A 15,184-nucleotide genomic window follows, 5' to 3' on the forward strand; every position below is an offset into this window, starting at 1 on the left:
GGCGCAGGTTCAGTCGGGCGTCGACTCGTATTCGGTCAGTCCGGCCCGGGCGGCCAGAACCCCGGCCTGGAACCTGCTTTCGGCGCCGAGGGTCTGGGTGATCTCCGAGATGTGCTTGCGCACGGTGCGCACCGACATCGCCAGCCGGCGGGCGATGACCTCGTCCTTCGCCCCTTCGGCGAGAAGTCGCACGATGCGTTTCTTCACGAGGTCGCTGATGGTCGTGGTGACGGCGGCTCCGCCTTCGAAGGGAAGGGCCACGTCCCAGAGATGGTCGAAAACACCGCACAGGTACTGAACCGCGCTGGGTTCGTGGACGACGGCCGCGCCGCCCCGGTTTCCCGGAGTGGGCAGGAAGACCGTCTCCCGGTCGAAGATGATCATCCGGTCGGGAAGTTCCTCCAGCGTCCGCATTTCGGCGCGATATCCCGCGACCTGTTCCACATAGCTCTGGTATTCCAGGTCGTAGCGTGCGGTGTGCTGGACGAGTGAGCGCATGGTGACACCGCGTTCCAGCATGGCGAGGTCGCGCGGCAGGACGTCGCTGAGCAAAGTGCCGGTGCGCCGCCGGGCCGGCTGGATGGCGGAGATCTCCGTGCACCGGGCGGTGGCGTTGCGCAGCAGCGAGAGCACCTCGCCGACCTCGGGCACCACGCTGACCGCGGCGTCGCGGCCGCGCTCGCGACGGGCCGCCCGGTAGACCGAGGTGAGCGCGGCGAGGTCGACACGGATTCCGTCGATCGCCTGCTGCCTGCGGCGTTGCGCGAGTTCGACCGGTGCGAGCAGCTCGCCGGCCGCCGCGTCGGGGCTGACCGCCACCAGCGCCGAGGGGTCGCCCGGCTTGGGGCGCAGCAGATGGAGCACCTTCAGCTTCTCCGCGGCGGCCTCCACCTGCTCCCTGGTCAGCCCGAGTACGGCGACGACCTGGTCGACGTCCAGGCTGTCCTGGCGCAACGCGCACTCGTAGACGGCGGTGGCGTCGCCGTCCAGCCGGGGAAGCCCTACCCAGCCATCCATGATGTCCACATCTACCCCACTTTGTTCACGCTTCCTGTTGATGCGTGCATGCTCATGATCCCTTGTCGGGCTGGCTTGGCCGAATCAAATCCAGGCAAGATCGTGGCCAGGGAAAGTGCCCGCAGCGGGCGGTCCCGAAAACCACTGCAACGCGATAGTCGGCTTCATGCCGCGCTTCAATCAATGGGGGATGAAATGAAGTTCGCCAGCACCGCTCTCGTCGTCATCGCGACCCTGACTTCCGGCTTCGGCACGCTCGGCCAGGCCGTCGCCCACGCCGGTAACTCCAGATCCGCGACGGCGGTTTCCGCGGCCGCCTCGCCGGGCGGCACCACGGAATGGGGCGTCGTGAAGCCCACCGCGTAACGGCCGGCATAACGGCCGTTGTAACGGAATATTCAATTCCGCACGGAGGACACGCATGCCCACCACCGCCCCGCCGGCGCGTCGCGTGGAGTTGCAGGCGCCGGAGCTGGCGCCCCGGGAGCAGGAGGCGCTGGGCTACATAGCCCGCGGTTACACCGACTCCCAGACCGCGAAGCGCATGGGCATCAGCCCGTACACCGTCCACACGTACCTGCGGCGGATCAGGGCCAAATACGGCCTCGACAATCGCGCCCAGCTGGTACGGCTCGCCTTCGAACTGCGGCTGTGACGAGCACGGTCCGCGCCCACCCACGAACACCCAGGAAAAGGCTGTGAAGTACGGCATCTTCATCGGCTACACCTTCAGCCCCGCCTGGCTCGCCAAGAGCTGGGACGAGCGCGAGCAGTTCCAGCAGGAGCACCTCGCGCCCCTCTACGCCAAATACACCGGCCGGCTGAGCATCCAGCAGTACGACGCCGAGGCGTTCTCGGCGTCGCCGACGGACTTCGCGTTCATCGAGACCGAGGACCTGACCGCCTACTACTTCTTCATCGAGGAACTGCGCGACACCCCGCTCTTCGCCCAGGGGCTGGCCCGCATCGATGTCATCCACGTCGGACTCGCCGACGGCTACCGGCACTTCGCCCAGGAGGTTCTCCATGCTGACGACGACCGCTGACGACGCCCGGGGCAGGCTGCGGGACATCTACGCCGACGCCCACGAGCAGACCCTGCACCCCAACCTGCTGGGCTGGCCGGGCCGTCCCGACGAGACGGAGCTGGACTTCCTCTCCCGGGTCGTCTACGACCGCCCCGGCAAAGGGGTCGAGGCCAGCGCCTACCTGGTCAAGGAGCTGGCCCAGCTCGCCGAGATCGAGCGGCACGTGTCCGCCGTGTTCGGCATCATCACCGCCCAGCTCGGTGCCGACGACTCGCCGCTGAGCGCCGGCTACGACCTCCACCACGCCCTCAACCTGTTCGCGGCCGAGGAGTATCTGCACTCCGACTTCTTCTACCGCTACGTACGCGAACTGGCAGGCAAGGACGTGAAGCTGGCCGACTCCCTCTTCATGGAGCGGCTCGCGCTGTACCAGGGCGACGACTCGCCGTACGTGAAGCTCGCCGCGATGTGCATGTCGGCGTACATCGGCGAGTCGGTCATCACCGTGTTCGAGAAGCGCACCGCGCACCTCGACCCGGGGCAGAAGCACTTCCTGACCCGGCTGCTGTGGGCACACGGCATGGACGAGGCCCGGCACGTGCAGGTCGACCACGTCGTCCTGGAGCATGTGATCCCCTCCCTCACCGAGGCCGAGCGGGATCGCGCCTACGAGCTGTTCCGGGGCACCGAGGAGCTCGACCGCGAACTGGCCAACCGCTTCCAGGACCTGGTCCGCGAGCTGTTCGGCCTCGACCACCAGCCCGGCAACCGGGCCTGGCAGATCCAGCAGCAGCTCACCGGCGCCTTCCGCGCGGCCCTGGCCGAGTCCTGGCCGCCGGTCCCGGTGGACGAGCACATCGACGCCGCGACGCGTGCGCTGCTGGTGGAGTTCTCGGGCAGCGACCACGTCCACGCCTGACGCCGCATCCCGCCCGCCCCCTTTGACGAAAGCCGACCCCACGTGACCGCCAGCGCCCCGCCCCGCTACCTGGACCTGACCGACGACCCCGAGCCCTTCCTGACCGGCCCGCGCCCTCCGAGCCCGGACGGCAGCGCGGCCGGGCAGGCGTGGGGGGCGGCCCCTGGTACGGGGCGGGCGTTGTCCGCGAGTTCCTACGGCGTGACGGGAGACGGTCGCGCCGGCGGGCGCGGGGACAGGACCGAGGCATCCCGCCGCCGGCGCGACGGCGCGCCGGAAGGCGTGGGCCGGCCGGTGCACGACCGGCGGGGCGGTGCGCACGAGGGCGCTGCCTCCGGCGCTGTCGCCGACCTGTTCGGTCTGCTGCGCTCCGTGCTCCCCGACGGGCTCGACCAGTACGTCCTCGGGAGTTCCGCGGCCGAGGTCTGTGACGTCGCCCTGCGTGCCGTGCGGCGCGCGCGGCCCGCCCGGCGGCAGGTGGCCGTGGCCGCGGGCGGGCATCACGGTGTGACCCTCGGCCGCGTCGACGGGATGGTCGAAGTGCCGTACGGGGACGCGGAGGCGATGGGCCGGGCGCTGGCTGACCGGTCGGTCGCGGCGGTGTTCCTGGAGCCGGTGCTCGACGGCCCCGGGCTGACCGTGCCGCCGCGCGGCTATGTCGGCCGGGTCGCCGAGGCCTGCGCCCGCACGGGCACGCTGCTCGTCGCGGACGAGTTCCAGACCTGTCTCGGCCGCACGGGCAGGATGTTCGCCGTGGACCACGACGCCGTGGTCCCTGATGTCATGCTCCTGTCCAAAGCGGGGGCCGGTTTTCCCCGCGTCGGCGTCTGCGCGCTCGGCACGGCCCTCGCCGGGGCCGTCGAGGACCACCCGCTCCCCCACGGCGGCCCCTCCGCGCTGTCGCTGGCCGCCGCCTGCGCCGCGGTCCGGGAAACCGCCGACCTCGACCTGCCGGCCCACGCCGCCCGGCTCGGCCCCCGGCTGCTGGCCGGATTAGAGGACGCCTGCCGGCGTCACCCCGCCCATCTGCTCGGCGCCGTCGGCACCGGCCTGATGACCGGTCTGCGCACCCGCGACTCCTCCGCCGAGTTCCAGATCTCGATGATGCTCGCCGGCCACGGCCTGCGCACCGGCCACTCCCGGCACCACCCCGGCGGCCGTACCGCTCACCCCGTGCTGCCGTTCTGCCCACCGCTCACCGTCACCGAACGACAGATCGACCACGTGCTGGCCGCCCTGGAGGCCACCCTCACCTGGCTGGACGGCCGGCCCCGCCCCCGTACCGGTGGACTCGGCCACCTCCTGCGCGGACTCGGCCCCTTCCGGACACCCACCGACTGGTGAACCCCACGCCACGACCCTCAAGGACCGACATGTCACACACGACAGCCCCCCGGCCGGCCACCACGGCCCCGCCCGCCCCCGAGCCGCCCGCGGCCCCCGCCGGCCGCACCGCGCTGCTCGCGGGTGTCCTGCTCTCCCTGTTCCTCGCCGCGGCCGACTCCACCGTCGTCGGCTCGCTGCTGCCGACCATCGCCGGCCAGCTCGGCCGCCAGGATCTGTACTCCTGGCTGATCTCCGCGTTCCTGCTGGCCAGTGTGCTCGTCACACCGGTCGCCGGGGCGGCCGCCGACCGCTGGGGCGGGCGCCGGGCGATGCTGGCCGCCCTCACCGTGTTCGCCGCCGCCTCCGCGGGCGTCGCCGCCGCGCACACCATGCCCCTGCTGATCATCGCCCGCGCGGCCCAGGGCATCGGCGCCGGCGCCGTCGCCGCGCTGACCTACGTGCTGATCGGCCAGGCCTTCGACGCCAGTGAACGCGGCCGTATGCAGGGCATGCTGTCCTCGGTGTGGGGCCTGGCCGCCGTCGCCGGACCCGCACTGGGCACGGCCGCCCAGGCCACCGTCGGCTGGCGCTGGATCTTCCTGCTCAACCTGCCGCTGGCAGCCGTCGCCGCCGTACTGGTCCGCAAGGTGCCCGCCGCCCCGGCCACCGCCCCGCGCGTGATCAGCCCCGGCGCACTGCTGTCCTTCGCGGCCGGCCTGGGGGGTCTGCTCCTGCTCATCCAGGCGCCCGCCCTGCACGTGCGCGCCCCCTACGTCGTCGCACTCGCCCTGGTGACCTTCCTCGGCCTCGCCGCGCACATCGTCCTGGTCCGGCGCCGCCCCGCCGCGGCCCTGGTCCCGTCCGCCTTCGCCACCCAGGGCGACCAGCGCGTCTCCGGGCTGCTCGCGGTCGGCGCCGCCGCCGTGCTGTACGCCTCGGTGACCCTGCTGCCGCTGGCCCTCACCGCGGGCGGCGCGGCCGGCGCGACCGAGAGCGGACTGTTCGTCATCACCGGCGCGCTCGGCTGGGTGGTCGGCTCGGCCGTGTGCGGCGGCCTGCTGCAGCGCCTCGGCCCGCGCGCCACCGCCGCCATCGGCGGTCTGCTGCTGGCGGCCGGCCCCGCGCTGCTCGCCGCGGGCGCCGCCCACTCGCTGCCGCTGGCCGTCGCCGGCGAGTCCCTGGCCGGTCTCGGCACCGGGTTCGTCGCCACCACCAGCCTGGTCCACACCCAGAACACCGCCCCGGCCCAGTGGCTCGGCGCCTACACCGCCGCCGTCACCCTGTGCCGGAACATCGGTGCCGCCGTCGGCGTCAACCTGCTCGCCTCCATCCAGCTCAGCGCCGCCGGCCACGGCTCCCACGGCGCCTCGACGGGCTCCTACACCACCGCCTTCGCGGCCCTCGCCGTGATCGGACTGCTCACCCTCGCCGGAGCCCTGCGTCTGCCCCGCCGCCACTGACCACCGGTCGGCCACGGTCCGGCCCGGCGGGCAGCCACCCTCCCGCCGGGCCGGCGACGACAGCTTCGAGGAGGACGGCAGCTTCAAGGAGACGGACATGCCGACCGACAGCCCGCCGGCCCAGGTGCTGTCCCCCTTCACCGGTGCCGCGCCCGCCCACCCGACGGGCTCGGCCCCTGCGGGTGACACCCGAGGACAGACGCGTTTTTGCGCAGTAAGCGCATACCGACCGGCCAGTTCGGTGAAAAGCCCGCGCGGCCCCGGACCGCGCGGGTAGCGTGCGTGGCTCCGCTCCCCCCACCTCCCTGCGGTCCGCCGCCACGGACCCGAGCCACGCAAGGAGCCCCGGGATGTCCTACGACCCGCCGCACACCCCACCCCAACAGCCCTACGCCCAACAGCCCTACGCCCACCCGTCGTACGCCCCGCCCCCGCCGTCCTACGCCCAGCCGTCGTACGCCCCGTCCCCGCCGTCCTACACCTACCCCTGGCAGCCCGCGCCGCCCGAGCCGCCCCGCCCGGGTCACCGCCCGCCCCGCGAACCCCTCGGCCACCACAGCGATCTGCGCGTGCTGCGCAGCGCCTACCGCTGGCAGCGGCGCACCGCCACGCTCACCGCGCTGGGCTACTTCACGCTGTTCCTGGTCCTGTCCGCGTGCGCGCCGGGCGTCATGACGCGCACCTTCGCCGACGGCATCCCCACCGGCCTGCTGCTCGCCCTGGTCCAACTCCCCGTCACCTGGCTGGCGATCGCCCTGTACGAGCACACCGCGCGCCGGCACGTCGATCCGCTCGCGGACCGCATCCGCAAGGAGACCGAACTGGACGCACGCCGAGGAGCGACCCGATGACCGCCGCCACGGGCACCCCGGCCGTCGGAGGCTTCACCGGTTTCAGCGGCTCGGGCCAGGCCATGTCCCTGGTCGCCTTCTCCACCGTCGCCACGGTGACCCTGCTGCTCTGTGTGATGACCGGCCCCGACCGGGACGACCTCGACGAGTTCTACACCGGCTACGGCTCCCTGTCCCCGCTGCGCAACGGCCTCGCCATCGCCGGCGACTACATCTCCGCGGCCACCGTCCTCGGCACCGGCGGAGTGATCGCCCTGTGCGGCTACGACGGCGTCGTCCTCGCGCTCAGTACGGCGCTGTCGCTGATGCTGCTGATGTTCCTGCTGGCCGAACCGCTGCGCAACGCCGGCCGGTTCACCATGGGCGACGCGCTGGCCCGCCGGCTGCCGGGCCGCTGTGTGCGCATCACGGCCTGCGCGGTGACCATCGCCGCCCTGCTGCCGCTGATGCTGGTCCAACTCGCCGGATGCGGGCAGCTCATGGCGTTCATCCTGGGCTTTTCCAACGAGTCGCTGAAGACCGGATGCGTCATGGGACTCGGCGCCCTGATGATCGCCTACGCGGCGATCGGCGGCATGAAGGGCACCGCGCTCATCCAGATCCTGAAGATCGTGATGCTGGTCGGTTCGGGCGCCGTGGTCGCCGTACTGATCCTGCACCGCTTCGACTGGGACCCGGGCGCCCTGTTCACCGCGGCCTCACGGCAGAGCGGCGCCGGACCGGCCTTCCTGCACTCGGGGCTGGAGTTCGGCACCTCCGGCAGGTCCCGCCTCGACATGATCGCCTCGCAGCTGACCGTGGTGCTGGGCGGCGGCGTCCTGCCGCACATCACCATGCGCATGTACACCGCCTCCAGCGCCCGCCAGGTACGCCGCTCGATGTCCTGGGCGGTGTCGATCGTCGCCCTGTTCGTACTGATCATCATGGTGGTGGGATTCGGCGCCACGGCACTGGTCGGCCGCGCCGTGATCTCCGGGGCCGACCCGCAGGGCAACACCGCCTATCTGCTGGGCTCCCGGGCGGCGTTCGGCGCGGACGTGTCGAACGCGGAGACCTTCCTGTTCACCATGGTGACCACAGCGATCTTCCTGACCCTGCTCGCATCGGTGGCCGGGATGATCCTCGCCTGCGCCAACTCCCTCGCACACGACGTGTTCGCGGCCCGCGTGCAGGAGATGCCGGCCCGGCGCGAGATGGCCCTGGCCCGCATCTCGGCGCTCGCCACAGGCGTGCCGACGATCCTGCTGGCCACGCTGGTGCAGCACCACAGCCTGCAGCCCCTCGTGACGCTCTCCTTCTGCCTGGGCGCCTCGGCCATCGCACCCGCCCTGGTCTACGGGCTCTTCTGGCGCCGCTACACCCGCAGCGGGCTGCTGAGCACGCTGATCGGGGGCTCGCTGACCGTGCTGCTGCTGATGCCGGGCACCAATCTGGTCTCCGGCTCACCCGTCTCGGCCTTCCCGCACGCCGACTTCAACTGGTTCCCGTTCACCACGACCGGCATCGTCTCCATCCCGGCCGGCTTCCTCTTCGGCTGGCTGGGCACGGTGCTCTCCGGCCGCGCCGAGGCGGAACAGCAACGCCACCAGTACGAGGCGGTGGAAGGCCGCATTCTGGCGGGCGCGGTGCGGGAGGGAGGGTGACCGCGCCGCGCCCGGCCCGCTGGGCGCGGCAGCCACGGCGGTGACCGGCGACGACGGCCAGGGCGCGGGCCCGGGTGGTCATTCCATCGCCGTTCTTCCCGTCAGGGAGATCAGGTTGCTGCGGGCCTCGTCCATGTGGGCGCGCACGTCGTCCCAGGCATCACCGTGCTCCCGCAACACCCGTTCGGTCTCCCGGGCGATGCGCTCCTCGTGCACGCGCGCGTCGGCGATGATGTCGGCGGCGCGCGCGCACGCGTCCTCCTGGGTGCGGCGCGCGAACTCCTCGGCCTCGGCGAAGACCCGCTCGGCGTCGGCCAGCGCCGCCTCGGCCCGGCTCATCCGCTCGGCATACCGGGCATCCAGGGCTGCGATCCGCTCGGCCTCCTCACGCTCGACCTCGGCCCACCGCTCGGCCTGCTCCCGGGACAGCTGGGCGGTCAAGCCGGTCGAGCGCTGCCGCACTTCACGCAACGCGGCGAGCACCTCCGCGCGTCTTCTCCTCACCTCGCGCCGCGTCCTGACGCGGATGCCGTCGGCCTCGGCGCGCGCGGAGAGCAGCCGCCGGCGGGCGTGTTCGTCCGCTTGCGCGCGGAGCGCGTCCGCCGCTTCGTGCGCCTTCCGGCGTGCGCTGTCGGCGCGCGCTTCGGCCTGCGCGATCTGCCGCTGCGATTCCCGCCGCGTGCGCTCGCGGAGGTCCGCCGCCTCCTCCTGCACGAGCTGGAACAAGCGCCGTGCGCGCCCCCCGAGCGACTCGTATGTCTGCGGCGGAAGCTGGGCGACGACCTCGCGCATCCGCGCGGCCTCCGCCTCCATGTCCTTGGCGAGCACGGTCAGCCGCGCGGCACGTTCCCACGCGGCATCGCGGTCGTACGACAACGCCTCCAGGTAGGCGTCGACCTGATCGGTGCGGTAGCCGCGCCCCCGGACGGTCACAAAGCCGTGCGGCGACTCCGATGCACTGCTCACCCTGGGAACCCCTCTCCACCGGACATACACGACAGAATGATTTCGCGCATATCTTGATGGATGGGACGTAACCGTACATAACGCGACACTCCGCGGTCGCATCAGGCTCACGCTCGCGCATCTCACGCCCGGAGTGCAGCGAATCCGCCGCCCCGGAACGACCGGAGAGCACGGCCGCGGCCACCCGTTCGGCCGACCGGCACGACCAGAAGCACGACCGGAAAAGCGTCGTGCCCTTCACGCACGCGTGAAGGGCACGACTGTGTTCCCGTGCGGTGGGCGTCCCTACAGCAGCCCGTCCCACATCTGTTCCAGCAGCACCGACCACCAGCTCTCCGGCGAACCGAGCGCCGCCGGGTCCAGGGCGGCCAGCTGCGCCTGGAAGTCGACGGTCCAACGGCCCGCCTGCTCCTGGTTCAGCCCGTACCGCAGCCGCCACATCCGGCCCAGCAGGGCCAGGCAGCGGACGAACTCCGGCAGCCCCGTGTTCACGAACTGCGGCGGCACCGGAGCCCCGCCCGGCCCCGCCTCGACCGGCACGGCCACGATGTTCGCCGTCCCGTACTGCACACAGACCGCCTTGCCGAAGTCGGTGCCCATGACGAGATACGAACCCGCGTCCGCCGCCGGCTGCACCCCGCGCTCGGCCGCCAGCTCCGCCAGCGTGGGCACCGGGCGGCCCGGCTGGGCCTGCGCCCAGAAGAACGGGCCCATGTCCACCGGCAGACCGGCCACCACCAGCGTGTGCGCCACCACCGGCGGCACCCCCTGCCGCGACACCGCCTGCTGCTCGAACCGGAACACCCCCGGCCCGAACACCGCCGCCAGCTCCTGCCCGATGGCCTCCGGCGGGATCGGCGGCGCCGCCTGCACCGGCGGCAGCGGAGCCCGCACCGGCGCCGGCCGCGCGGGGCCGTCCGCCACCTGGTGCAACTCGCCCTGGTGGGCCAGCAACTGCTGCATGCCCTGCTGCCGGCTCGCATGGTCCGTGCCGTACGGCGCGATGCTCGTGATCCGCGCCTGCGGCCACTGCTCCCGGATCATCCGCGCACAGTAGGCGCCCGGCAGCTCGCACGACTCCAGCTCCGTGTGCAGCTCCAGCACCTGGTCCGGCGGCACGTTCATCGCCCGCAGCTCGTGGAAGATCTGCCACTCCGGGTGCGGGGTGCCCGGCGCCGAACGCCGGATCAGCTGTTGCTCCGAACCGTCCTGCGCGCGGTAGCGCAGCACCGCCTGATAGCCCGGCCCGACCGTCGGCTGCCCCTGCTGCGGATACCCGTACGCGGGCGGCTGCCCCGGAACCGGCGCGCCCGGCGGCGGCATCGCACCCGGCGCCATCGGCTGCGGCGCACCCGGACCGCCCGGAACACCCGGAGGCATGCCGGGAGCACCTTGAGCACTTGGAGGCATGCCGGGAGCGCCCGGCGCACCGGGTGCGCCGGGGGCGGGCGGCGGCGGGGGTGCGCCCGGACCTGCCACGGGCGGTGCCGCCAGCACCGTCTCCGCGTGATGCACGGTCCCGCGCCCGCCTCCGGGAGCGCCGGGCGCGCCCGGACCACCAGGGGCGCTCGGCGGCGGCGGTGTGCCGGGGGCACCGGGGCCTGCGGGAGCGCCCGGAGGTTGCGGCGCGCCAGGCGCGGGCGGCATGCCCGGAGCGCCCGGAGCCGCAGGAGCGCCGGGCGGATTCGGCATGCCCGGAGCGCCAGGACCACCCTGCGCGCCCGGCGCACCCGGAACACCCGGGGCACCCGGCGGCTGCGGCGCGCCCCCGCCCAACTGGCTGGGGTCGGCCAGCATCGTGGCCGCATGGTGCACGCTGCCGGGAGGGGCGGCCGGCGGCTGCGGGGCGCCCGGAGCCTGCACCCCTTCCGCGCCACCCGGGCCGTCGGGTCCCTCCGGTCCGAGCGCCGACACCAGCTGCGTCGGCACATATCCACCGGCAGGCGCACCCGGCGCGGGCGGCGTCGCCGCACCCCCCGGGCGCGCGCCCGGCGTGCCAGGAGCGCTCGGCGGCGGAGGCGGCGCACCCACTCCACCGCGCGCCTTCTTCGGCGGCGGCGCGGCCTTGCTCGTCGCGGCATCCGCGATGTCCCCTGCGTTCGGCGCGAGATGACGCGCGGACGCACCCGTGTCGGCCGGCGGCTGCGGCGCGCCCGCCGCACCACCCGGCGCCTGCGGGTAGCCGTAACCAGGGGCAGCCTGCGGGGCGCCGGGACCCTGCGGATAGCCGTACGTCGGGACGCCCGGGGACGGCGGCGGGGGCGTGTTGCCCTGCGGCGTGCCCGGCGCACCTGGAGCGGCGGGGGGCGGGAACGGAGCTCCGGGCGCCGGCGGGTACGCGGGTACGCCCGGCGCAGGCGTGCCGGGAGCCGCCGGCGGCTGCGGGTGGCCGTACGGCGGCGTGCCGGGCGGCGGCGGGGGCGTACTGCCCTGCGGAACAGCCGGCGCACCGGGAGCAGCGGGCGCCCCGGGTGCACCGGGCGCGCCCGGCGTGTACGTGATGCCAGGCGCCCCGGGCGCACCACCGGGAGCGGGCGGGCCGCCCTGAGCGCCCGGCGGGAAGCCCTGCGCGCCCGGCGCGTTCGTGGAGTCGAGCGCCGGAGCGACCGCCGTCGGCGGCAGCTGGCTGCCCCCCGACATGAGCGCCGTCTTCGCATCCGGTGCGCTCACCGGCGGCGTCGGCGCCTCGTCGGCGGAGTCGCTCAGCGGCGGCGCGAACACCGTCGCGGGCAACGGCACCGAACGGTCGTCCTCACCGGAACCCGCGTTCGTGTCGGTGCCGGCCCAGGGCGTGGCCCCCACCGGCACATCCGCGGAAGGCGCACCGTGCGGAGCAGGCGCCCCGGGCCCACCGGAGGCGCCCGGCGCACCCGGCCCGCCCTGCGCCCCACCCGTCGCCCCGGACACCCCGGAGGCGACCGCCGGCACCCCGCCCTGCGTCTCCGCCAACCCCGCCCCACCGGACGAAGCCCCGCCACCGGCACCGGACGCCTCCGAACCGGCACCGTCCCCGGAACCCGCGCCCGCGCCCGCGCCCGAAGCACCGGACCCCGCGCCCGAAGCGCCGACACCCGCACCAGCCCCGGCCCCAGCCCCGGTCCCGGCCCCCCGATCCCCGAGACCCAGCTTGTCCGCCGCCTCCTGCAGCCACTCCGGAGGAGTCAGCAGGAACGACGTCTGATTGAGGTCCACCCGGGCGGCCGCCGGCGCCGGAACCGCGTCCTGCGGCCCATCGGCACGGCCGTACTCCTCCTCGTACCGGCGGATCACCTCACCCACCGGCAGCGCCGGCCACAGCGTGGCCTCACCGCTGTCCCGGGCGATCACCAGCCGCTGCGCACCCGCGTCCGCCCGCGGCCCCTCCGCCCGGTCCTCACCCCACACCACGAAACCCAGCTCGAACTCCCGCACCCGCACCTCACGATGCTGGTACGCGGGCACGTCACCGTTGATCCACTCCTCGGCGCGCTCCTGCGCCTGCGCATAGGTCACCATCGCCTGAAACTCACTCCCCCACCGGGCCGGACGACGCCGCACCGGAAGACACCGGAACAACACGGGCGAAGCCGCCGTCGACCATCAGATTCGCCACCGTCTCCAACTCCGGCGGACTGCCCGCCAGCCGCGACAGAAAGGCGTCGAAGTCGTCACCGCACGGCAGCAGCAGACGCTCCACCCGCTCCGCCGGCGACCACGACGGATCCACATCACGCACGTCGTCGTACGCGCAGAACCACACCGAACCGGGCCGCTCGCCCTTCACCTTCACCGCGAGCAACCCGCCCTGCACGAACGTCACCCCGAGGTAATCCTTCGTCAGATGGTCACGCAGGCACTTGTTCACGTACACCAGGTCGTTGACCGCCGCCTCGTCGCGCACCGTGAAGAACGGCTGGTCCAGCAGCAGACCCAACTCGGCGTCCAGCGCCGTACCCACCGGCGCACACCCGCCCGCCGCCTTCAGGAACGAGCGGTAGGCGCCCGGAAGCCGGTACCCCAGATCCTCCTCGACGCCCTGCACCTGCGCCTCCGACACCGCCACACCCGACTTCGGCAGCCCGAAATGCGCCGGCCGCGTCTCCTGCAACGGCCGCGTCCCCCGCTTGCCGTGGTCCACCGACGCCGTCGCCACCCCACCGTGATGCCGCAACAACGCCTTCACCTCGACCGGAACCAGCTCCAGCCGCCGCGTACCCGGAACGTGATGCCACGTCCAGCCGTGCGGCGTCGCCACATCCGGCACCGTGTCCCACAACTCGTGCTCCGCCGCCGCCAGTGCCGCGTTCGCCGACACATAGTCCGTCAGCCGCAACTCGTCGACACCGAAACCCTCCGGCGGCTCGGCGATCTCCACCGCCACGCGCGCGTACGGAGAGAAATCCGGGTAACCACGCTCATCGACCCGTACCCCTCTCGGGTGACGCGCCGCCCGCACCGGATCCGGGAAATGCACGACCTGCCCGGCATAGGCCGCGTTCGGCGGCACGGCTTGTCCCCCGGCCTGGCCGCTGGGCGGTGTCCCCAGCCCGAGCCGACCTGTCGTCATGGCGGTAGCCCCCTGCGGCGTTCTCTCTGGCCTCAATCGGCGGTGTCGATCGCGAACGGCGACAGCCTATGCGGTACACGAACCCCGGTCACCGGCCCACCGCATCCCGGAGGAAACCAGCCCTCCGCTTCCGTGACCAGCCGTCACCCCACCGTGACCACCCACCCCCGACCCGGGCGTGTCGCGCCGCCCCAGCTTCCGCACCCGCCACGGCATTTGGCACCCTGTGTCCTTCGGGGGATGCCGGGGAACACCCGGGGAGGGGAAAAAGATCATGAGCACCTTGCGAACCGGAGGTACCGACGTGCGGGCCGGCGACCCACGCATCGACTGGAGCGGCACCGACACACCCCCCACCCCCACCCTCCGCCACCGTCGCGACGGCATCCTGCCCACCGTCGCCGCCGCCCTCTCCGTCCGCGGCGCCACCCTCACCGGCACCGCCGCCCGCAGCGACCAGCCACCCGCCCTGCACCCCCTCGTCCAGGACTTCCTCGACGCGCTCACCAGCAGCGAACGCGACCGCTTCACCGGCCGCTGCGCCGAAACCATCCTCATCTCCCGGCACCTCACCGCCGCCGACGCCACCCGCAGCAAACGCGCCGCCCGCAAACCCATGACCAACAGCGAAGCACGCAAAGCACTCAAACACGCCAAACTCACCGCCCGCCGCATACGCGAGGACGGCGACCCCCTCCACGGCAGCTTCGCCACCCCCTGCCGCGCCTGCACCGCCCTCAGCGCCCACTTCGGCGTCCGCATCGTCGACCCCACGGCAACCGACGGCTGACCACCACCGTCAATCCCGATACACCGCACCACACCGCCGGCACGACGAACCACGCACGACGCACGAGACGAACGAAGGGCAGATGCACCCCGACCACGCCACCACCCCCAAGCCCGCCACCCGCCACGAGCACGGAACCGGCCCGGCCCGCTTCCCCGTACTCGTCGACGCCGCCCTGCGCGCCGCCGGCTGGCAACCCGGACGCTGGGACATAAAGCAGGCCGAAATCTGGGCCGACGCCCTGCGCGACCACACCTCACCCGCCGGACACCGGCACACCGTCTTCCCCGCCGCCGTCGAAGCCTGGGCCGAATTCGGCGGCCTGACCATCACCCCCAACGGCCCCGGCCGCCAGATCGCCCCCGCCACCCTCCACCTCGACCCCCTCCACGGCCTCCACCACGCCCGCACCCTCGGCGACCTCGGCCGCGCCCTCGGCACCGAACTCTGCCCCCTCGGCGAAGAAACCGACACCGCCGCCACCCTCGCCATCGACACCGAAGGCCGCGTCTACACCCTCGACCACACCGGCGACTGGTACGTCGGCCCCGACATCGACCACGCCCTCGCCACCCTCATCACCGGCATCGAACCCGTACGCCTCACCGCCGGCTGAGACACCGCACCGAGACCGCCGG

General features: G+C 73.3%; 14 protein-coding genes. 10 read left to right on the forward strand and 4 right to left on the reverse strand.

All coding sequences use genetic code 11. The features are described 5' to 3' along the window. Positions 1 to 9: 9 nt before the first annotated feature. Positions 10 to 1,017 (reverse strand): LuxR C-terminal-related transcriptional regulator, encoded by a 1,008-nt coding sequence (locus ACIGXP_RS31480; protein ID WP_399774102.1) that lies wholly within the window; start codon positions 1,015 to 1,017, stop codon positions 10 to 12. Positions 1,018 to 1,212: 195 nt separating this feature from the next. On the opposite strand from ACIGXP_RS31480, the gene ACIGXP_RS31485 reads away from it, so the two are divergent. The 8 genes from ACIGXP_RS31485 to ACIGXP_RS31520 all read left to right on the forward strand — a co-directional run bounded on the left by ACIGXP_RS31485 (position 1,213) and on the right by ACIGXP_RS31520 (position 8,244). Next, positions 1,213 to 1,383, forward strand: a complete 171-nt coding sequence (locus ACIGXP_RS31485) for a hypothetical protein (RefSeq protein WP_363215456.1) — start codon at positions 1,213 to 1,215, stop codon at positions 1,381 to 1,383. A 55-nt stretch (positions 1,384 to 1,438) separates the two neighbouring features. Then, positions 1,439 to 1,672, forward strand: coding sequence for a helix-turn-helix transcriptional regulator (locus tag ACIGXP_RS31490; RefSeq protein WP_351247724.1), 234 nt, complete (start codon positions 1,439 to 1,441; stop codon positions 1,670 to 1,672). A gap of 43 nt (positions 1,673 to 1,715) precedes the next feature. Beyond that, positions 1,716 to 2,063, forward strand: coding sequence for a darcynin family protein (locus ACIGXP_RS31495; RefSeq protein ID WP_399774106.1), 348 nt, complete (start codon positions 1,716 to 1,718; stop codon positions 2,061 to 2,063). Continuing rightward, on the forward strand, positions 2,044 to 2,964 hold the full coding sequence (locus ACIGXP_RS31500; protein WP_363215455.1) for a hypothetical protein: 921 nt from the start codon (positions 2,044 to 2,046) through the stop codon (positions 2,962 to 2,964). Before ACIGXP_RS31495 ends, ACIGXP_RS31500 begins: the two co-directional genes overlap by 20 nt. Positions 2,965 to 3,006: 42 nt before the next feature. Beyond that, the gene (locus ACIGXP_RS31505; protein WP_399774110.1) at positions 3,007 to 4,308 is read left to right on the forward strand and encodes an aminotransferase class III-fold pyridoxal phosphate-dependent enzyme; all 1,302 of its coding nucleotides are present in this window, start codon (positions 3,007 to 3,009) and stop codon (positions 4,306 to 4,308) included. A 29-nt stretch (positions 4,309 to 4,337) separates the two neighbouring features. Next, complete coding sequence (locus ACIGXP_RS31510) at positions 4,338 to 5,750, forward strand: MFS transporter (RefSeq protein ID WP_399774112.1); 1,413 nt, start codon at positions 4,338 to 4,340, stop codon at positions 5,748 to 5,750. A gap of 350 nt (positions 5,751 to 6,100) precedes the next feature. Continuing rightward, the gene (locus ACIGXP_RS31515) at positions 6,101 to 6,601 is read left to right on the forward strand and encodes a DUF485 domain-containing protein (RefSeq protein WP_363215452.1); all 501 of its coding nucleotides are present in this window, start codon (positions 6,101 to 6,103) and stop codon (positions 6,599 to 6,601) included. Continuing rightward, on the forward strand, positions 6,598 to 8,244 hold the full coding sequence (locus tag ACIGXP_RS31520; protein WP_399774116.1) for a cation acetate symporter: 1,647 nt from the start codon (positions 6,598 to 6,600) through the stop codon (positions 8,242 to 8,244). The genes ACIGXP_RS31515 and ACIGXP_RS31520 overlap by 4 nt, the downstream gene beginning before the upstream one ends. A 78-nt stretch (positions 8,245 to 8,322) precedes the next feature. On the opposite strand, the gene ACIGXP_RS31525 is transcribed toward ACIGXP_RS31520, so the two are convergent. The 3 genes from ACIGXP_RS31525 to ACIGXP_RS31535 all read right to left on the reverse strand — a co-directional run bounded on the left by ACIGXP_RS31525 (position 8,323) and on the right by ACIGXP_RS31535 (position 13,756). After that, complete coding sequence (locus tag ACIGXP_RS31525; protein WP_399774120.1) at positions 8,323 to 9,210, reverse strand: cellulose-binding protein; 888 nt, start codon at positions 9,208 to 9,210, stop codon at positions 8,323 to 8,325. A gap of 285 nt (positions 9,211 to 9,495) precedes the next feature. Next, positions 9,496 to 12,705, reverse strand: a complete 3,210-nt coding sequence (locus ACIGXP_RS31530) for an SUKH-4 family immunity protein (RefSeq protein ID WP_399774123.1) — start codon at positions 12,703 to 12,705, stop codon at positions 9,496 to 9,498. Positions 12,706 to 12,715: 10 nt separating this feature from the next. Then, on the reverse strand, positions 12,716 to 13,756 hold the full coding sequence (locus ACIGXP_RS31535; RefSeq protein WP_363219559.1) for an SMI1/KNR4 family protein: 1,041 nt from the start codon (positions 13,754 to 13,756) through the stop codon (positions 12,716 to 12,718). Positions 13,757 to 14,030: 274 nt separating this feature from the next. Between ACIGXP_RS31535 and ACIGXP_RS31540 the strand changes: the two genes are divergently transcribed. Together ACIGXP_RS31540 and ACIGXP_RS31545 are read left to right on the forward strand one after the other, a co-directional pair. Then, positions 14,031 to 14,546: a YwqJ-related putative deaminase gene (locus ACIGXP_RS31540; protein ID WP_363219560.1), complete on the forward strand. Its 516-nt coding sequence runs from the start codon at positions 14,031 to 14,033 to the stop codon at positions 14,544 to 14,546. 82 nt (positions 14,547 to 14,628) lie between these two features. Next, positions 14,629 to 15,162, forward strand: coding sequence for an SUKH-3 domain-containing protein (locus ACIGXP_RS31545; RefSeq protein ID WP_399774127.1), 534 nt, complete (start codon positions 14,629 to 14,631; stop codon positions 15,160 to 15,162). Positions 15,163 to 15,184: the final 22 nt, after the last annotated feature.

The sequence above is a fragment of the Streptomyces sp. NPDC053069 genome (genome assembly GCF_044546895.1).
Lineage (GTDB): Bacteria > Actinomycetota > Actinomycetes > Streptomycetales > Streptomycetaceae > Streptomyces.